The organism is Klebsiella sp. (genome assembly GCF_027492335.1).
Classification (GTDB): Bacteria; Pseudomonadota; Gammaproteobacteria; order Enterobacterales; family Enterobacteriaceae; genus Klebsiella; species Klebsiella huaxiensis.
In genome coordinates this window covers 26703-45490 of the sequence record NZ_JAPUEW010000006.1, presented here as the reverse complement: position 1 = coordinate 45490, position 18788 = coordinate 26703, and the positions used below count along the sequence as shown (strand labels likewise).

Genomic DNA, 18788 nt, shown 5'->3' with positions numbered 1-18788 from the left:
AACCCGCCGCGGCTTGATGCACGTCAACGAGCATATCAACTTTTACTATAAAAACTAAAAAAAGAGTTGTAACCCCGTCTGCTTTTATTCAATTTATGTGGTGAATGTTTGGTGCGTTTCAATAAAAAAAATACATACGCATTGAAAACAACACGTTAAATAAATCAGGGGTTAATTTTTGTGGCAAGTGCAAACAAACTCACGCTGTTCATCGTCATTTTCATGCTCTTGGGGATCCTCTCCGGCGCGGCCATCCATGCATATGCCGCGCAAACGACCATTACCGCATGGTCTGAAAACATTACGCTGCTAACAGACGTCTTCCTGCGTCTGATTAAGATGGTGATTGCGCCATTAGTCTTCAGTACCCTGACGGTTGGTATTATGCGTCTTGGCGAAACGGCGACCATCGGGCGGGTCGGCGGTAAAGCGATGGTGTGGTTTATCACCTCGTCAATTCTCTCCATTCTGGTTGGGCTGGTGATCGTGACTCTCGAACATCCCGGCGCCGGTTTGAACCTCGCTATTCCTAAAGAGTCCGTGGATACCGGGCTGGCGGTAAGCGGAATGAGCTTAAAAGGCTTTCTGACGCATACTATTCCGACCAGCATTACCGAGGCGATGGCCAACAACGAGATTCTGCAAATAGTGGTGTTCTCAATGTTCTTTGGCATTGCCGGGGCATCTCTGGGCGAAAAGTTTAATGCCCCGCTGGTGGCTGCGCTCAACGTGGTTTCCCACATTATGCTGAAGGTGACCGGGTACGTCATGTATGTGGCACCGCTGGCGATTTTCGCGGCGATTTCATCGGTTATCGCCTCTCAGGGGCTGGGGATCCTGCTTAACTATGCTTCGTTTATTGGCGGTTACTATGTGGCGATTCTGCTGACCAGCGTCGTGCTGTTGGCGGTAGGCTATATGGTGTTGAAAAAAGAGGTTTTTCGCCTGCTCAATATGCTGAAAGACCCGGTACTGGTGGCGTTTACCACCAGCAGCTCGGAAGCCGCTTATCCGAAGACCCTGGAGCGGCTGGTGAAATTTGGCTGCTCGCGTAACATCGCTTCGTTTGTGCTGCCCATTGGTTACTCTTTTAACCTGGTTGGCTCGATGGTGTACTGCTCTTTTGCCGCCATGTTTATCGCTCAGGCCTACAATATTCAGCTGAGCTTTAGTGAGATTACCGTGATGATGCTGACGCTGATGCTGGCGTCGAAAGGGATTGCCGGGGTGCCGCGTTCGGCGCTGGTGGTGCTGGCCGCCACGATCCCCAGCTTCAATGTTCCTGTTGCGGGCATCTTGCTGCTAATGGGCATTGACCACTTCCTGGATATGGGGCGTTCGGCGATAAACGTACTGGGTAACGGTATCGCGACGGCAATGCTGTCAAAAAATGAAGGTCTATTGCAGGAAGAAGTACTGGAAGCTGAAGCTGAACCTCAGCAGGTCGAAGCCTGATCGTCACGCGCCCTCGTTTATGGGGCGCGTTTACTCATCACGGCGAAAAAGAGGCCCCTAACAGGCACGCAAGGGGCAATGTGACGAAGTAACTCATTCCTCGATAAAGACGTTTTTCTTATTGTATAAAAATACGCTACGGTATCTTCATACCAAGGAACCGCATGATGTTACCTGCTGCTTGTCGCACCTGAGTAGATGTTTTTCATCTTGTTGATATTTTTCGGAATCCTATCCTGTACAAACCATCAAATTCCTAATTTTACCGTGCATAGTGTTATCAATGATCAGCATAAGCGAGGATTTACCAGCGCTCTTTTAACAAATTCATAAACTGGAAAAAATCATAATTATTATTAAGGCTGAATTTTTCCATAATTTTACTTTTGTGCCAGGTGGTGGTTTTGATACTCACCTTGTTGAGAGCAGATATCTTGCTAATGTCAAAGCCATGAATAATACCGGTGGCGACGGCGACCTGCGATCGGGAAAGCATTTTATGCGGGCAGTTGGTGCAGGTTAGCGTTGAATCTGTAACCTGCGCCAGCGTTAGGTGTTCACACCTTTTTAGTTCCTGGGCAATGATTTCAAACATTTTATCAATATTAACGGATTTGATTGAAACGAAGATGACGCCTTTCAGGCAGTTAACAATGAGTTCTTTTTCCGGGAGTTTGTCATAGCTGTGCAATATAATCACTGAACTATTTTTTTTACGATTTTTTATGCTGGTATTGCACAGATAGATCTCTCCAGGGAGAACTTCAGCGATAATGATATCCTTATCTAAAAAATCATTATGCTTATAAGAAAAATTAACATCCAGATTAGCATTGCTGCGGATAAGTTCATTGACCATTGAAACCAAAGATTCTCTGAGGAACGTATTTTTAGTATTGATTGCGATGTTTATTCTTTTCATGGCGTTATTTTCCTGATAAATCAACATAACGCCATGTTGTGATCAATCCTCCGGGCGTATGCGGTGATTGTTGCTGTGCAGATTTTTTATTATTGCTGTGGCTTTAATTATCTTCTGCGCGAAGAGTTTTTCGTTGAAAACGGAAACTTCTGTTTTCTCCTGTCTCTAATATAAGAAACAAGACTATAGACGGAAACGCAAAGGCAAAATATGCACAGCAATAAGGCTAACCATGTTTGCATGGCCATGATTGATATCCTTTAACTTAATTTTAGGTGTTAAAACAGTACATCGTACGCACGAGAATATTTTTATACTCTTCTTCAAAATCGTACTGGCGATCGTGGGAGCAAAGCGTGCGGCAAACGGCCGGAATTCAGAGGTTGCTGAATTTATCGACAGTCCATTATCTTAATGACGCTTTGACGTGGTTCGCTCACGACACCATGTCAATGTAGGAAAATTCTTAATGTGCTGTCAGTCTCATTTCTCTCATTCCTCTCAAAAACTGAAAAAAAGTTAACAAGAAAAGCCGAATTCATAACGTAATAGTAATGAAACAGTACAGAAAGGACGGACTAAGCCGGCAGGCTGGTGACTGCCGGGGGGAGACATCAGGAAATAAACGCCAGACCTTTGCCAAAAATGGCGCGAATGGGCAGGGTAATGCCGTGCAGGCGGGCTTTGTGCCGTAAACGACTGATGACCACGTCGATTCGGTGCAGCTCCGGTTCGCCTTCATCGGTGAACAGGCAGTCGTGCAGGGCAACTTTGTTACAGACTTCATTACGATTACGCATTAAGACCTCCAGCAGCCGGTACTCTTGTTGCGTCAGCGGTAGGGTCAACCCCGAAGGTGCGACAAGCTGCTCAACTTGTAACGTCCAGGGCGACGACGCTGACCGTTCCGCTGATATTGCTTGAGGAGCGTTAACCGGCGGTTTTTGCTGCCGAAGTCGGGAGCCAAGCGCATTAATGCTATCGGCGAGATCGGAAAAGTTTACCGGCTTGATGAGATAGAGGTCGGCACCGGAGTTTAACGCCTGCAGTCGGTCCTGTTCATGCCCTCTGGCGGTAATGACCACCAGCCCGAACTGGCCAATTTCATGCAGATAGTCCAGTACGCTAAATCCGTCTTCCCCCGGCAGGCCGATATCGATGAGCACGATATCGACGGGGTCGCGATGCAGCTGCCGCCAGAATGCTTCGGCGCTGCGTACGCCCCAGGCGTCAAAGCCGCGATGGCGCAAAAAAGCCAATAGTTCATCCAATAAATCAGCGCTATCTTCGATAATAGCCACGCGTAATGTCATGATTTGTCCTTCTGCTGTCCATCCAGCGGGAGAGTAAGCGCAAATTCGCATCCGGCTGCGGTATTTTTTGCCAGCCACAGGTCCCCGTCGTGGGCCTGTACGATTTGTCGGGCAACATACAATCCGAGGCCAGTTCCGGCAGGTGTTGTCGTATGTGTCTCACCGCGGCGATAGCGCTCGAAAATATGTTCGACCTGTTCAGGTGGAATGCCGGGACCGCGATCGCCAATGCGGATTTCAAAATGCTTTTCCTGCTGAAAAATCTCGATTCTTATCTCACCCGATTCTGAATATTTGACCGAGTTATCAAGCAGGTTAGCGATAGCAATACACAGCATCCCGCTATCAATGAACAGCATCGGCGAAGAGGATTCAGGGCCAACATTTTGCCCCTCTAGGGTGACATTTAAATAATGGTTCAGCGACAGATCCACCACCGTGGCGGCCGTATGGATAACCGGCAGCAGTTCGGCATTTTGTTTATCCGCGTGCAGGTCGTAGGAGGAGAGACGGGCATCGGCCAGGCAATTATCGGTTAGCTGTACAAGGCGGGTAGTTGCCCGCTGCATACGATCGAGACGTGAGCCCTGGCTCGCGGATGAGGTGCACAGGCGCAGGTTCTCCAGCGCGGCCTGAATAATTGCCAGCGGTGTTCTGAACTCATGCGCCACCATACCCATAAACTGGCGCTGATGGAAACTGGCTTCGCGCTCAATCTGTAGCTCTCGCGCTAACTGCTGTTTCTTCATTAACTTGCGGTTTTCCGCGCGAACGCGCAGCACGGCGATAATCAATACGGTGACGATATGGATAATCAGCGCGTACTGCCAGATTGAATAAACCATATTATGAAAGGGAATAACGCCATGGATGGAGAGCAAAACCAGTGCGGCGGACACCACGTATACCGGTGGTAGTAGCCCCAACAGTAACGTATTCAGGTCAATCGCTTTACGCCGCCACAGCGTCCAGGACGTTATCAGCAGAATAGGGGCGGCGATGAAGAATATCCCTGCTTCTATCTGCATCGCCAGGCCATAGAAGCCCAACGGGATACTGATTTGCAAGACAATATTTAACCCGATAGCCGCCAGCAGCAGTTTATGCAGCCGCGGCATATTCTTCTTAAGATCAAAGACTTCGCTGTGCATCCACAGGGCAGTGGCGTAGCTCACCAGCGACAAACAGCTGATCATGTAATCCTGCACCGGCAACACCACATCGCCAAAGAGCCATTCAGGATATCCGTGCAGTGCTGCTACCAGCGGATAGTTGAGAGAGAATAAGCAGATCCCCCACAGTAAACGGCGGCGTAGCGCAACGGCGAGCCACAGTGCGATGCCGCTGGCAATCACAGCCAGACCAAAATAAAAGCTCCAGAAGGCCGTGTCGAGAGTCGCAGAGCGCACAAACTCCTGTGGGGAAGAGAGGGTTGCCAACAGAATGAGTGTGCTGCTGCTCTGGAGACGGAATGCTATCTCGTAACCCTCAATGGTGGGGGGCGGCGGTAAAATCAGCACGCTCTCCCGATAGTCGAGATCGTTATCCCGAGCGGGAGCATGATCGCCAAACTCTTTTCGTATCCACGGGCTATCGCTGCCATAAGGACGATAAAATACGCTTAAATGATCAACAAATGACGGGCCCAGCTGCAGCCAGCGTTGTTCACCGGCGAAGTATGCCGCAGGAAGCGTGGTACGCAACCAGAAGGTCTTTGGCGAATAGCCAAACGAGGGGATCAGCGGTGCCGTTTTCAGCGCATCTTCCGGCAGAGAAAGAAAGGCATCTAACGTCATCTTGTCGCTGGCGTCAGCGTACCAGTATACAGGAATATCGATACCCAGTTGACGGACTTCCGCGCGAGCCGGGGCCAACATCTGTAGGACCAAAAATACGCCACTCCATGCCCAGAAATGAAGTCTGTTGCATCGGCAAACAATATCAAAAACTGCGCACACACGATTCAATCACGACCCCTTGCGGTATGGATTAATAAAACCAGTACGATATGAACGGCGATGAAGCCTGCTGCTGGCACAGGCAATCCCCCGGAATCCGGGAAATAAACTCGTAGGGTTGGACGACGCAGCATTCTGCTGTTGTCAAAGATATTATTCCAGCGTTATTTGCATGTCGGGCAACTGGCCAGACCTGCCTTGGGTAAATTCTCATGTCAGGTTAACGTATGGGGATGATGGGATGATATGCAAGCTAAAAACTCCGTCAAGGCATAGGCGTTTTTGATATTAGCCAGTGGGCCATTGGTATAGATATATAAAATTTGCAATAGCTTATTTAATAACAACGGCTACTGATAGTTGGCAGATATTACACTTTAATTAATTTTTTATTTTTTGGTGTGTTGCGGGGGAGCCTGAAAAAGCGCCACCGTCGATCGGTATCAAACGATCGAACCTGCAGTCTCGCACGTAGGCCCTCCTGTCGTCATTGAGGGGGCCAAGGATAGATATTATTGGGTAATGATGTAGATGTAAATTCCGAATGAAATGAGAAACCACGGTTGGCTATCGAATGTAAAATAAAATTATCCTTTATGCGTATGGTTGCAGGATTTAAGTAATGCGAATGATCGGTTGTTCATTATTTTATTCGATGGGGAGTGTGGCGAAGTTTCACTGAAACGATGAATAATAATGCGCCTTTGTGAATGTTTTGGTTATTCATATCAAAGAATCCTGGGGCGACTCTGGTTATGTTGGCAATTCCGCCTGGGGAAATGGCCAGGCAAATTATTCATTTGTTGTGCAGGGGGACCTTACAGGATGACGACGAAATCGTTAATGCTTTCTTTGGATGAACAACGGTCAATTCCTTTGAGTACGGTCACCGGGACTCTCGGCCACGTTGGCATGGATATACGCCCGTTAGCGCCTTTAGGGATATGCAGTTTTGACCCCGGTTTTAGCAACACTGCAGGCTGTACGTCAGCCATCTCCTGGATTGATACCGAAAATAGCGTTCTACTGCATCGCGGGTACCCGGTGGATCAACTGGCCCGTCAGTGTGACTTCCTTGAGGTCGCTTATATTCTACTGCGTGGCGATGCGCCAGACGAAGCCAGCTATCAGGTTTTCAACGAAACAATTACCCGCCATAGCCTGGTGCACGAGCAGATTGCTCGCATGTGCAGCAGTTTTCGTCGCGACTCCCATCCGATGGCATTAATGTGTGCTTTGGTAGGGACCCTGGCAGCGTTTTATCACGATGTGCTGGACGTCGAAAATCCGGAACACCGCGCGCTGGCCGCGACGCGTTTACTGTCGAAAATGCCAACCCTGGCGGCGATGAGCTATAAGTTTTCCATTGAACAGCCGGCGCAGTATCCACGTAATGATCTCTCTTATGCGGGGAATTTCCTGCATATGCTGTTTGCGATCCCGGCAGAAAAATATCAACTTAACCCGGTGATTGAGCAGGCAATGAACCAAATTCTGGTGCTGCATGCTGACCACGGCCAGTGTGCATCGACCACGACAGTGCGAGCAGCGGGCTCTTCCGGGGCAAATTTATTCGCCAGCGTTGCCGCGGGGCTTGCGTCCCTGTGGGGGCCAGCACACGGCGGGGCTAACGAAGCCAGCATGCGAATGCTGGAAGAGATTGAGACCGTTGATCAAATCCCCGCCTTCCTGAGTAGAGCAAAACGCGATCCGCAGGCATTCCGTCGCCTGGGCTTTGGTAACTCTCGCTATCGTAATCTTGACCCTAGAGCGGCTATATTGCGTGAGACCTGTCACCGGGTACTGGAAGAGCTGGGCATGTGTGATATGCCATTGCAGGTGGCGATGGCGCTTGAAGAGGTGGCGCTGACCGACCCGTATTTTGTTGAGAATGGCCTGTCGCCAAGCGTCGACTTTTATACAGCCGTGATCCTCAAAGCAATGGGGCTGCCAGCGTCGATGTTTGTGGTGATTACCGCCGTAGGCAGAACGCTCGGTTGGGTGGCGCACTGGAACGAAATGCATGAAGCGCCGTTGAACATTTATCGCCCGCGACAGATTTATACCGGAGAAGGGATGCGAGATTACGTTTCGCGTCGTGAAGGGAAATAACAGAGCGCGATTTTGATATTCTGTTCGTATTGTTGCCGGGCGGCGGCTGACGCTTTGCCCGGCCTACGAAACCCCGATCATCCGGGGAAACAATCAATGATTAACGAAACACCACCTGCGCCCAGCGGGCCAATCCTGCCGTTACTGAGCCAAAATCATCGCCACCGGCAATTGGAATGCCCGGCAGATGAGCCGTCAGCGCTTTTTTAATCAATGGCGAGCGAGCGCTGCCGCCGGTCAGGTAAATCACATCCGGTTTATCGTTGCTGTTATCCAGCGCCAGCTGCACCTGTTCCATTATGCGGGTTAACGGCTGATCTAAAGCCGCTTCCAGACCCTGCTGGCTGATAGCCGTCGCCAGCTCGTCGCTGATAAACGGTAGCCCGGTCGTGACGCTCGACTGTGCGGAAAGGGCGATCTTGCTCTCTTCCGCGCTGCGAACCAGACGATAGCTCAGACGCTGACGCCAGACTTTCAGCAACAAAGCAACCTTCTCGCTATCGCGGGCGCTGCGCAGTAAGTCGTTCAGCAGACGGCCATTGGCGGTGCTGTAAAAATCAGTCTGTGCGGGAACGTCGTTAATTGCTACCGCATTCCACCACGGCAAAATCGGCAGGGCGATGCCTTTTTCGGTATCTCCGCCCATGCCCAGCAGCGGCATCAGGCATTTAAAGGCGAGCGCGATGTCCAGATCGTTACCGCCGACGCGACAACCGCTGTGCCCGAGCAGACTTTGCTGGCGATCGGCTTTTTCTCGCCATTGCGGCCCCATCAGCAGTAACGAACAGTCAGTGGTACCGCCGCCGATATCGACAACCAGAACGCGTTTTTCCTCGCTGAGTGTTGCTTCGAAGTCCAGCCCTGCCGCAACCGGTTCAAACTGAAATACTACGTCGCGAAAGCCTGCGCGTTTTGCCGCACGTTCCAGAATTCCCTGCGCCTGGGCGTTGGCCTCATCGCCGCTGAGCCCCTGGAAGTTAATCGGTCGCCCAATCACTGCCTGGTCGATGGTTTCCGGCAGTTGCGCTTGTGCCTGCTGCTTAATATGCAGCATCATGGCGCAGACTAAATCTTCAAATAGCGCAACCTGCTGCGGCTTGAGTCCGCTGGCACCGAGGAACGACTTCGGCGATTTCACAAAGTAGACTTCTTCCGGATCGTCGACGTATTGATGCAGCGAGGCGAGGCCAAACTGCACGCTATTGCGTAACACATCGATATCTTCATCACGGTTGTAGTTGATCGCGCGCCGCAGCAGCGCCTGGTTTTCATCACTGCTGGTCGGGACTTCATGATGACGGTAGAGCCATTCGCTGACCGCTTCGCGAGTGGGCGCTGAAAGCATTGATGGCAGCAGTGAACTGCCGTTTTCCAGCGTTAGCAATTGCGGAATATTGTCGCGCATCACCGCGACTGAACAGTTAGCGGTACCGTAGTCAAAACCAATAAACATAGCCTGCAAAATCCCCATGCCAGTGAAGAAGGGGGGCGACTTTAGCGGATTGATGCCATCGCGACAACTGGAATTTAAAAGCAAGGCAAATGCGACGTTCCGCAGCTATGATTGAAGCGCTGAAAAAGGAGAAATAATGACGCTGTTAGCCTGGCACCCTCCCTATGACTGGGAGTGGATGTTTAGTTTTCTTGGCGCTCGTGCGGTGCAGGGGGTTGAGACCTTCGTTGACGGGCGCTATATCCGCAGTTTTGCGCTGGCGGGCCATGCCGGTCTGATTACTGTCACGCCGGACGAAGCGGCACAAGGAATGCAAATCGCGCTTTCCCCCGGGCTGGAGCCAGTGGCTGATGAGTGCCTGGCCCGTATTGCGCGACTGTTTGATTTATCCTGCGACCCGCAGCAGGTCGCTTTGACGCTGGGGGAGCTGGCGCAGGCGAGGCCGGGTTTACGCCTGCCGGGTTCCCTTGACGCCTTTGAACAAGCGGTACGCGCGGTGCTGGGGCAACTGGTCAGCGTGGCCATGGCGGCGAAACTTGCCGGAAAAGTCGCTGCTGCCTGGGGGAAACCGCTCGCCGATGCGCCGGAGTTTTACCTTTTCCCCACCGCGCACCAGTTGGCACTCGCTGACCCGCAAGCGTTAAAGGCGCTGGGAATGCCGCTTCGGCGTGCAGAAGCCCTGATTCATTTAGCTCAGGCGGCAATTAGCGGCGAGCTGCCTTTAGTTGCGCCAGATAATATAGAAGCCGGAATGAAGCAGTTGCAGACGCTGCCCGGCATTGGCCGCTGGACCGCCAGCTATTTTGCGCTTCGCGGCTGGCAGGCGCAGGATATCTTTCTGCCGGACGACTACCTGATTAAACAGCGCTTCCCTGGAATGACGCCGACGCGTATTGCGCGTTATGCCAGCCGCTGGCAGCCGTGGCGATCGTATGCGTTATTGCACATATGGTATACGCAAGGCTGGTCGCCGGATGAGGAATAGCCGGGCAGGGCGCTTAGCACTAGTATCGCAGGCCTGAAATCCCTATAATTGCCGAGTTTGGCGTTCAACCGCCACCCTTCCTACATTCCCAGGTTAATCAGGTCGCAAAAATTTATGACTGATACGTCTCATCAGTGCGTCATTATAGGCATCGCCGGCGCATCGGCTTCGGGCAAAAGCCTCATCGCCAGCACGCTTTATCGTGAACTACGTGAACAAGTCGGCGATGAGCATATCGGCGTTATTCCGGAAGACAGCTATTACAAGGATCAAAGTCATCTGTCGATGGAAGAGCGTGTAAAAACCAACTATGACCACCCAAGTTCGATGGATCATAGTCTGTTGTTTCAGCATCTACAGATGCTGAGAAGCGGCCAGCCGATTGAGTTACCGGTTTACAGCTATGTCGAGCACACTCGCATGCCGGAAACCATTCATATTGAACCGAAGAAAGTGATCATCCTTGAAGGGATCTTACTGCTGACTGACGTTCGCCTGCGTAATGAACTCAGTTTCTCTATTTTCGTTGATACCCCGCTGGATATCTGCCTGATGCGCCGCATCAAGCGTGATGTGAATGAGCGTGGGCGTTCAATGGATTCGGTGATGGCGCAGTATCAGAAAACCGTTCGCCCGATGTTCCTGCAGTTTATCGACCCTTCCAAGCAGTATGCCGACATTATTGTGCCTCGCGGCGGTAAAAACCGCATCGCCATCGATATTCTGAAGGCCAAAATCAGTCAGTTCTTTGAATAACACGAACGAATTGTGTAACGTGCAAAGAGAAGCCAATTTGCCCTTATCCCCGGAAGGCGTAAGGGCGCGATGCCTTAAAGGAGAACGTTCATGCGTCTGTGCGACCGAGATATAGAAGCCTGGTTGGATGAGGGGCGGTTGGCCATTAATCCACGCCCACCTGTAGAGCGGATTAATGGCGCGACGGTTGATGTCCGCCTGGGGAATAAATTCCGCACGTTTCGTGGCCACACCGCAGGTTTTATTGACCTGAGCGGGCCAAAAGCGGAAGTCAGCGCAGCGCTGGATCGCGTGATGAGCGAGGAGATTGTGCTGGCGGAAGGAGAGGCGTTTTTCCTGCATCCTGGAGAGTTGGCGCTGGCAGTAACGTATGAATCCGTGACCTTGCCTGCAGACCTGGTCGGCTGGCTCGACGGGCGTTCTTCGCTAGCGCGTCTTGGATTGATGGTCCACGTCACCGCACACCGTATCGATCCGGGCTGGTCCGGTTGCATCGTGCTCGAGTTCTATAATTCCGGCAAGCTGCCGTTGGCGTTGCGCCCGGGAATGCCTATCGGGGCGCTAAGCTTTGAACCGTTATCTGGCCCGGCTGCGCGGCCTTATAACCGTCGTGAAGATGCCAAATATCGTGACCAGCAGGGTGCGGTGGCGAGTCGAATCGACAAGGACTGATAATTTAAGCGGTTTGCTGAGGAAGCCATGAGACGAATTCTGACGACGCTGATGATCTTGCTGGCGGTGGTTGTCGCCGGTCTTACCGCGCTGGTATTGCTGGTCAATCCCAACGATTTTCGCGCCTATATGGTCAAAGAGGTTGCGGATCGTAGCGGCTATCAGCTTGAGCTCGATGGTCCGCTGCGCTGGCACGTCTGGCCGCAGCTCAGTATTCTCTCTGGTCGCATGACGTTGACCGCGCCTGGCGCTGCCGAACCGATCATTCGCGCCGACAACATGCGCCTGGACGTTGCGCTGATGCCGCTGATTTCCCATCAGTTGCAGGTAAAGCAGGTGATGTTGAAAGGCGCTGTTATCCAACTGACCTCCAAAACCGAAGCCGTGCGTAGTCAAAATGCGCCGGTGGTTCCACATGATAATACGCTGCCGCAGGTATCTGAAGATCGCGGCTGGTCGTATGATGTCCGGCAGCTACAGATCGCCGATAGTGTGCTCTTCTTTCAGCATGAAGACGGTGAGCAGGTCACGGTGCGCGATATTCGTCTGCAGATGGAACAGGATGAACATCATCATGCGACGCTCGATTTTTCAGGCCGGGTAAATCGCGATCAGCGAGACCTGGCGCTTTCGCTCTCCGCTCAAGTGCAGGGCGGAGACTATCCTCACTCCCTGAAGGCGGAAATTTCACAATTGAGCTGGCAGCTTCGTGGCGCTGAGCTTCCTGCTGCGGGGATCAGTGGTCAGGGCAGCCTGCAGGCAAGCTGGTTCGAAGACGCGAAAAAGCTCAGTTTTGACAAACTAAATTTAAGCGCCAACGGCAGCGCCATTACCGGCAATGCCAGCGTGGTGTTAGGCGAACAACCTGACTGGACGCTGAATCTTCAGGCGAGCACGCTGAACCTGGACAGCTTACTGACTCATACTTCACCTGCCACTGATAACGGAGCTAACCAGCAAGGGCAGAGTCAGACTCGCCAGCTGCGTCCAGTTATCGCCAATAGCGATATTCAGCAAGATTACAATGCTCTGCGCGCTTTTAATGCGCGAATGACCCTGACGGCTGACCAGCTTCAGTGGCGAGGAATGAATTTTACCCAGGTTAAAGGTGATATCAGTAATCAGCAGGGGCTGTTGACGATCAATCAGCTGCAGGGAAATCTGGATGGCGGCAACCTCTCTCTGCCCGGTTTGCTGGACGCCCGTAGCGATACCCCACAGGCTTCGTTTCAGCCGAAACTCGACAATATTGAGATCAGCTCGATTCTGAAAGCCTTTAACTATTCGTTAAATCTCACTGGTAAGCTGACGCTGAGCGGAGACTTTTCCGGCGAAAAAATAGATGCTGATGATTTCCGTCGTAACTGGCAAGGGCAGGCGCAAATCCAGATGACGGATACGCGTACTGAAGGACTCAATTTCCAGCAGCTGGTGCAGCAGGCCGTGGAGCGCAGCACCAATGTGCAGGCGCAGGAAAACTACGATAACGCCACTCGGCTCGATTCTGTCAGCAGTGCGCTGGAGCTGGATAATGGTTTGGTGACGTTAAGGCGAATGCAGGGGCAATCTGAACTGATGGCGCTCACCGGACAAGGTGAGCTTAACCTGCTGAAAGAAGACTGCGATATGCGTTTTAACGTCAGGGTATTGGGTGGCTGGAAAGGCGAGAGCAAGCTCATTGACAGACTCAAACAAACCGCAATTCCGCTACGTATTTATGGTAACTGGCAGACGTTGAGCTATAGCCTGCAGGTGGACCAGATTCTGCGTAAACAGCTGCAAGATGAAGCCAGAAAACGCCTGAACGACTGGGCGGATCGCAACAAAAACTCCCAGGACGGGAAAGATGTGAAGAAGCTGCTTGATAAGCTGTGAGTTTGGCCTGGAAAAGCAGAAGAAGCGTCTCGTACCCGGATTGCTGGCAATAGCTCAGTTGTGAAATCGCCCGGCGGCGCTTCGCTTGCGCGGGCCTACAGGCTAAGAGTGTGCGGGTTTTATTAGCCGGGTAAGGCGCCAGTCGCCACCTGGCGTGAATACGAGTACGGGTTTTGTTGGGCGGTAGGGGTAAGCCGTCACCTGGCGTGAATACGAGTGCAGGTTTTGTAGCTACCGTCGTGTAAGGCACCAGCCGTCACCCGGCGTTAATACGAGTACGGGTTTTGTAGGTCGGGTAAGGCGTTAGCCGCCACCCGACATAAACATTAGCGCACTTTCTACAACTGATTTACCACCCTTCACCCTGTTCACATATGAAGGCATTACACTTCATAATCCAGTTCATCTTCTTCCGGCGCTGGCGGCACTATCTGTACTTTTTGCACCCGGTGACTTTCAACCTGCAACGTGCGCAGAATATACCCGCCGATTGCCACTTCTTCACCTTCCTGCGGAACATGCTGCAGGTACTCCATCAGCAGACCGGCAACCGTGTGGTATTCCCTTTTCTCATCCAGTGGAAGAGGGAGGTACTGAACTAAATCTTCCAGCGGCATATGACCGTTAACCGTCCAGCTACCATCGCCATTTTTATGAATATCGTGACGCGCATCGGTCTCTTCCACTTCATTAGGCAGATTACCTGCAATGGTTTCCATCACGTCGCTGAGCGTAACAATCCCTTCAACGGAACCAAACTCGTCAACAACAAAGGCAAAGTGGGTCCTGGCATTACGGAACTGTTCCAGAGCAGAAAGCAGCGGCAGCGCCTCCGGAAATACCAGCGGCTGGCGGATAAGAACGTGTAAATCGAGCGGCTCGTTACGCAGCGACTGTTGCAGTAGATCGATAACGTGCACGACGCCGAGCATATCGTCGTCGTCATTGCCACCGGTGACCACCACGCGCGTATGCTGATTTTTATCGAGTAATGCACGAATCTCATCTTCCGGCGCACTCAGATCGATATGTTCAATATCATGACGTGAGGTCATGATGCTGCTGACTGTGCGTTGGTTAAGATTGAGGACCCGCTCAATCATTCTTCGTTCCTGGGGATTAAAGAGCGGATTGTCATCATGGTCAGCGATGAGCGATGAAGCATCACTATCGAGTTCGGCTTTTTCTTTGTGGCCACTTAACAGGCTCATGACCGCCTCAGTCGTTCTCTGACGCAGGGTCAGATTGGCCGAAAGAAAACGGTGACGGTTGAACATCGCCAGCTGGTTAAAGGATTCAATCATTATCGAGAAGCCGATAGCGGCATACAAATAGCCTTTCGGGATCGGGAAACCGAAACCTTCGGCTATCAGGCTAAAGCCAATCATGAGCAAGAAGCTCAGGCAGAGAATAACGATCGTCGGGTGGCTGTTAACAAAGCGGGTTAAAGCTTTACTGGCCATTAGCATCAGGCTAATGGCAATAACTACCGCTGCCATCATGACGGCTAAATGATCAACCATTCCGACCGCCGTAACGACGGAGTCGAGGGAAAAGATGGCATCAAGTACCACAATTTGCGCCACCACCCCCCAGAATTTTGCCCCTTTGCGCTGACTGGGATTATCGCTATCTTTCCCTTCCAGCCGTTCATTGAGCTCGACAGTGGCTTTAAAGAGCAGAAATAATCCTCCGAATAGCATGATCAGATCGCGGGCGCTAAAGCTCAGATCGTGCCAGGTAATCAGTGGTTTAGTCAGGGTGACCAGCCAGGAGATAGAAGCCAGCAATAGCAAACGCATCAGCATTGCCAGCAACAGGCCCGTTACCCGCGCACGGTCTCTTTGCGCCGGGGGAAGTTTTTCCGCGAGAATAGCGATAAAGACCAGATTATCAATACCGAGAACCAGCTCAATAACCACAAGAGTTATGAGTCCGGCCCAGATCGAGGGGTCGGCAATCCATTCCATAATCAGTTAAAACCTTTACAACCTAAGAGTGCCATGTACCGATCATGGATAAGCCATAGATAAAATGCAATATTTTCAGCCGTAATTTGCCTGATGGTCAAAATTCAGGTCCTTGTCATACCAGAAAACAAAATAGCCAGTTGTCAACGATGTAACCTATTAAGTTCCTGCGTCCAGGATTTTACTTATTCATGGTTGTGCTAATTTTCATCAATGTCGGAGGGCCGTCTGATTTCCGATCAAATTCATGGGCTGAAAATAGTTCAACAGCTCCTGAGGGATAGCCAGCCGCTGATGCAGCGTCCGCGTAGTAACAAAACCCCATCAATAGATTTGATGTATATAACTTCATTTTTCTATAATTTGAATTTTTATACTACTTAATATCGTGGCTTGCCGGAGAAAAATTTTTGCTAGACGATATTATCAGCGTTATATGGAGATAAATGGTAAGGAAATTAGATGAGAAGGGCATTAGCAGAGATGACTGGATAAGTCTGAGGTCTGGCTGAAAGTAGACCATGACAGAGATGTTGCTGAAATTTAGTCGCTTTTATACCTGCAAATAATTTTATTATCACTATAAGCGATTATTTTGGCTGATTTTCTATTTTTTTCTGGTCACTTGCTCTGTATCAACTCAAGCTGAAAGATAACAGAGTATCAAAAGGGTGTTGATGGCGAAAAGAAGAATGTCACTGCTCTCTCTGACAAATTAAAACAGATAGATAGCTATGATAAGTCATTGTAAATATTAGTAAATTCGTGTTAATAATCATACTTAAGAATTTTCTTAAGTCTGTCTATTGGTCTACACGCTTTACGTGTATTCTTAAACTATTCTTGTAATTTCGGAATTTGACGGACAGTAGAACAGACTGCAACCGTGTATCATCATGGATAATTGCCAGTGATACATACAATCTGACAGGAATCGAGAGATTTATAACCATACGGGTGGAAATGATAATGGTGAGTTTGAAAGCAGTTATACCGGTAGCAGGACTAGGGATGCATATGTTACCCGCCACCAAGGCCATTCCGAAAGAGATGTTGCCGATCGTCGACAAGCCAATGGTGCAGTACATTGTTGACGAAATCGTAGCTGCTGGTATCAAGGAAATTGTGCTGGTCACCCATTCATCTAAGAATGCTGTTGAAAACCATTTTGACACCTCCTACGAGCTGGAAGCTTTGCTAGAGCAACGTGTGAAGCGTCAACTGCTGGCAGAAGTGCAGGCTATTTGTCCACCGGGCGTAACCATTATGAACGTGCGTCAGGGTCAGCAGCTTGGATTAGGGCACTCTATCCTTTGTGCGCGTCCGTTAATTGGCGATAACCCATTTGTGGTTGTATTGCCGGATATCATTCTTGACGACGCTAGTGCCGATCCGCTGCGCTATAACCTTGCTGCTATGGTCGCTCGCTTTAAGGAAACTGGCCGCAGTCAGGTTCTGGCAAAACGTATGGCTGGCGATCTCGCTGAGTACTCTGTTATCCAGACCAAAGATGCGCTGGAATCAGCAGGACAGGTTGCGCGTATCGTTGAGTTCATCGAAAAACCTGATGAACCGCAAACGCTGGATTCTGATCTGATGGCGGTAGGCCGCTATGTACTTTCTGCTGAGGTGTGGTCTGAACTGGAACGTACCGAGCCAGGTGCCTGGGGTCGTATTCAGTTAACCGATGCCATCGCTGAACTGGCGAAGAAACAATCTGTTGATGCCATGCTGATGACTGGCGAAAGCTACGATTGCGGTAAAAAAATGGGTTATATGCAGGCTTTTGTAAACTACGGGCTGCGTAACCATAAAGAAGGCGCTAAATTCCGCGAGAGCATTAAAAAGCTGTTAGCGTAATTCGTTAACATAGGTTTTTAGGTATATGAAAGTGAACGATCTGCGGCAATATTAAAGACAAGCATCAGAGACTGCAGTCGTTCACTGACTGAGAGTATGGCTGGCTTTGAGCCTGATTGACGTTAAAATACAACGGATTAGGTTGTGCTCTGTTATGTTGTATCATTTGCGGACGTAAATTAGGTTCGGAGACTTCTGGTAGTCAGACAGGATGTATCATGATGCAATGAGTAGGTGAGTGAAATTTAATCTTAGCTAATAATTACTTACTAAGATTTTTCTTAATGAGATGGTCGTTAATAAGATCACAATATAAAAATAAAACTTGACTGAGATCATGTTTGCGCATTAAACAACGGTTATACATGCATAAAAATGTGAAGTTACGAAATGTGCATGTCCACAAAGATATCGTGGGAATGGCGTTCCAGACAGGAGAGATCGTTAAAGGATGAAAGGTAAATGAACTGGCAGGTTGTCACATTTTTTGGCGATAGTACTGTGCTGTTACCCAGTGCGGCCGTGTTGTTTATCGTCCTTTTGCTGCGAAAAGACTCAAAGCAGGTTGCCTGGAATTGGGCGCTGCTGTTCGGTATCACTGGCGTGATTGTGTGCGCATCAAAACTGGCATTTATGGGGTGGGGGATAGGCATTCGCGAGCTGGATTTCACAGGCTTTAGCGGACACACTGCATTATCCACCGCTTTTTGGCCAATTCTCTTATGGCTGCTGTGCGCACGTGCAGCACCAGCGATTCGTCGTATTTCTGTTCTGTTAGGCTATGCATTGGCCGGGCTAGTAGGTTACTCGCGATTGGTGATTCACGCGCATTCAACTTCGGAAGTCATTGCCGGTTTACTGCTGGGGGCCGCGGGAAGTGCTCTGTTCTTATTGATGCAGTCGCGTGGTGAAAGCGCTCATGTAGCACAACTCTCATGGGGAGGGTTGGCAAGCGTTGTTATCATCCCGCTGATGCTATTGAATACCGGCGCTAAAGCGCCAACTCAGTCTCTGCTGGGCGAGATAGCGGTGAAGCTGGGACCACTGGAAAAACCGTTTACCAGAGCCGATCTACATAAGCGTTTTTACTGAATGTACTGATGGTGAGGATCATATTTGGGAAAAGCTGGCACATAGCATGTTCACATATTACGCAATATGGAAGATCCGAGCGAAAATGTACGAGCTTGTCGATATTTCATATTCATGAAATAAATCAGTGATAGCACATTGTGTACGGTATTTGTCACAATGATAAACTGCCAGGATGTATCCTAAATAGTATTTTTAACTTAACATCGAATTTATTAATGATAACAACAATCTGGCATAACTCTTTTAACTATTAATTTTTGTAGTTGACTAGCTATAATTAATTTGAAAGTAAATCAGCATGATTAGTGTGGTGAAAAGTCAGAAAAATCATGCTGTTGAGATTGGATCTACTGCATGTGTCT

Annotated in this window: 14 protein-coding genes; 8 read left to right on the top strand and 6 right to left on the bottom strand. The window is 50.1% G+C overall.

What is annotated here, in order from left to right:
* The first annotated feature begins 180 nt into the window (after positions 1–180).
* Positions 181–1455, top strand: a complete 1275-nt coding sequence (locus tag QVF11_RS01570) for a dicarboxylate/amino acid:cation symporter (RefSeq protein ID WP_110275496.1) — start codon at positions 181–183, stop codon at positions 1453–1455.
* 304 nt (positions 1456–1759) lie between these two features.
* Here QVF11_RS01570 and QVF11_RS01565 read toward each other — a convergent pair whose 3' ends face one another.
* The 4 genes from QVF11_RS01565 to QVF11_RS01550 form a co-directional block, all read right to left on the bottom strand.
* Positions 1760–2377: a helix-turn-helix domain-containing protein gene (locus tag QVF11_RS01565; protein WP_142512925.1), complete on the bottom strand. Its 618-nt coding sequence runs from the start codon at positions 2375–2377 to the stop codon at positions 1760–1762.
* Between the two features lie 107 nt (positions 2378–2484).
* Positions 2485–2625 carry a small membrane protein gene (locus tag QVF11_RS01560; RefSeq protein ID WP_142462796.1) on the bottom strand — a complete coding sequence of 47 codons (141 nt, stop codon included), beginning with the start codon at positions 2623–2625 and terminating at the stop codon, positions 2485–2487.
* Between the two features lie 366 nt (positions 2626–2991).
* Positions 2992–3690: a response regulator transcription factor gene (locus QVF11_RS01555; RefSeq protein WP_142512924.1), complete on the bottom strand. Its 699-nt coding sequence runs from the start codon at positions 3688–3690 to the stop codon at positions 2992–2994.
* A complete protein-coding gene (locus QVF11_RS01550) occupies positions 3687–5657 on the bottom strand; it encodes a sensor histidine kinase (protein ID WP_287855010.1) in 1971 nt (656 codons plus the stop codon). Before QVF11_RS01550 ends, QVF11_RS01555 begins: the two co-directional genes overlap by 4 nt.
* An 816-nt stretch (positions 5658–6473) precedes the next feature.
* Here QVF11_RS01550 and QVF11_RS01545 point away from each other — a divergent pair.
* The gene (locus QVF11_RS01545; RefSeq protein ID WP_112213184.1) at positions 6474–7760 is read left to right on the top strand and encodes a citrate synthase; all 1287 of its coding nucleotides are present in this window, start codon (positions 6474–6476) and stop codon (positions 7758–7760) included.
* 100 nt (positions 7761–7860) lie between these two features.
* On the opposite strand, the gene yegD is transcribed toward QVF11_RS01545, so the two are convergent.
* Positions 7861–9213, bottom strand: coding sequence for a molecular chaperone (yegD, locus tag QVF11_RS01540; RefSeq protein ID WP_287855008.1), 1353 nt, complete (start codon positions 9211–9213; stop codon positions 7861–7863).
* 136 nt (positions 9214–9349) lie between these two features.
* Between yegD and alkA the strand changes: the two genes are divergently transcribed.
* From alkA to asmA, 4 genes are all read left to right on the top strand, one after another.
* On the top strand, positions 9350–10198 hold the full coding sequence (gene alkA / locus QVF11_RS01535) for a DNA-3-methyladenine glycosylase 2 (RefSeq protein WP_287855007.1): 849 nt from the start codon (positions 9350–9352) through the stop codon (positions 10196–10198).
* Between the two features lie 114 nt (positions 10199–10312).
* Positions 10313–10954: a uridine kinase gene (gene udk, locus QVF11_RS01530; RefSeq protein ID WP_110275489.1), complete on the top strand. Its 642-nt coding sequence runs from the start codon at positions 10313–10315 to the stop codon at positions 10952–10954.
* 90 nt (positions 10955–11044) lie between these two features.
* Positions 11045–11626 carry a dCTP deaminase gene (gene dcd / locus QVF11_RS01525; protein ID WP_110275488.1) on the top strand — a complete coding sequence of 194 codons (582 nt, stop codon included), beginning with the start codon at positions 11045–11047 and terminating at the stop codon, positions 11624–11626.
* 27 nt (positions 11627–11653) lie between these two features.
* On the top strand, positions 11654–13501 hold the full coding sequence (gene asmA, locus QVF11_RS01520; protein ID WP_287855004.1) for an outer membrane assembly protein AsmA: 1848 nt from the start codon (positions 11654–11656) through the stop codon (positions 13499–13501).
* A 383-nt stretch (positions 13502–13884) separates the two neighbouring features.
* Here asmA and QVF11_RS01515 read toward each other — a convergent pair whose 3' ends face one another.
* A complete protein-coding gene (locus QVF11_RS01515) occupies positions 13885–15471 on the bottom strand; it encodes a TerC family protein (protein ID WP_287855002.1) in 1587 nt (528 codons plus the stop codon).
* Between the two features lie 963 nt (positions 15472–16434).
* On the opposite strand from QVF11_RS01515, the gene galF reads away from it, so the two are divergent.
* The gene (galF, locus tag QVF11_RS01510; RefSeq protein ID WP_167492739.1) at positions 16435–17331 is read left to right on the top strand and encodes a UTP--glucose-1-phosphate uridylyltransferase GalF; all 897 of its coding nucleotides are present in this window, start codon (positions 16435–16437) and stop codon (positions 17329–17331) included.
* Between the two features lie 462 nt (positions 17332–17793).
* Positions 17794–18423 (top strand): phosphatase PAP2 family protein, encoded by a 630-nt coding sequence (locus tag QVF11_RS01505; protein WP_142512919.1) that lies wholly within the window; start codon positions 17794–17796, stop codon positions 18421–18423.
* Positions 18424–18788 lie beyond the last annotated feature (365 nt).

What these genes read in the sequence shown, in the direction of transcription:
- galF (WP_167492739.1), top strand. Translation starts at nt 16,435, where the DNA reads ATGATAATGGTGAGTTTGAAAGCAGTTATACCGGTAGCAGGACTAGGG.
- QVF11_RS01505 (WP_142512919.1), top strand. Translation starts at nt 17,794, where the DNA reads ATGAACTGGCAGGTTGTCACATTTTTTGGCGATAGTACTGTGCTGTTA.
- QVF11_RS01515 (WP_287855002.1), bottom strand. Translation starts at nt 15,471, where the DNA reads ATGGAATGGATTGCCGACCCCTCGATCTGGGCCGGACTCATAACTCTT.
- QVF11_RS01555 (WP_142512924.1), bottom strand. Translation starts at nt 3,690, where the DNA reads ATGACATTACGCGTGGCTATTATCGAAGATAGCGCTGATTTATTGGAT.
- alkA (WP_287855007.1), top strand. Translation starts at nt 9,350, where the DNA reads ATGACGCTGTTAGCCTGGCACCCTCCCTATGACTGGGAGTGGATGTTT.
- udk (WP_110275489.1), top strand. Translation starts at nt 10,313, where the DNA reads ATGACTGATACGTCTCATCAGTGCGTCATTATAGGCATCGCCGGCGCA.
- QVF11_RS01545 (WP_112213184.1), top strand. Translation starts at nt 6,474, where the DNA reads ATGACGACGAAATCGTTAATGCTTTCTTTGGATGAACAACGGTCAATT.
- dcd (WP_110275488.1), top strand. Translation starts at nt 11,045, where the DNA reads ATGCGTCTGTGCGACCGAGATATAGAAGCCTGGTTGGATGAGGGGCGG.
- QVF11_RS01560 (WP_142462796.1), bottom strand. Translation starts at nt 2,625, where the DNA reads ATGGCCATGCAAACATGGTTAGCCTTATTGCTGTGCATATTTTGCCTT.
- yegD (WP_287855008.1), bottom strand. Translation starts at nt 9,213, where the DNA reads ATGTTTATTGGTTTTGACTACGGTACCGCTAACTGTTCAGTCGCGGTG.
- QVF11_RS01565 (WP_142512925.1), bottom strand. Translation starts at nt 2,377, where the DNA reads ATGAAAAGAATAAACATCGCAATCAATACTAAAAATACGTTCCTCAGA.
- asmA (WP_287855004.1), top strand. Translation starts at nt 11,654, where the DNA reads ATGAGACGAATTCTGACGACGCTGATGATCTTGCTGGCGGTGGTTGTC.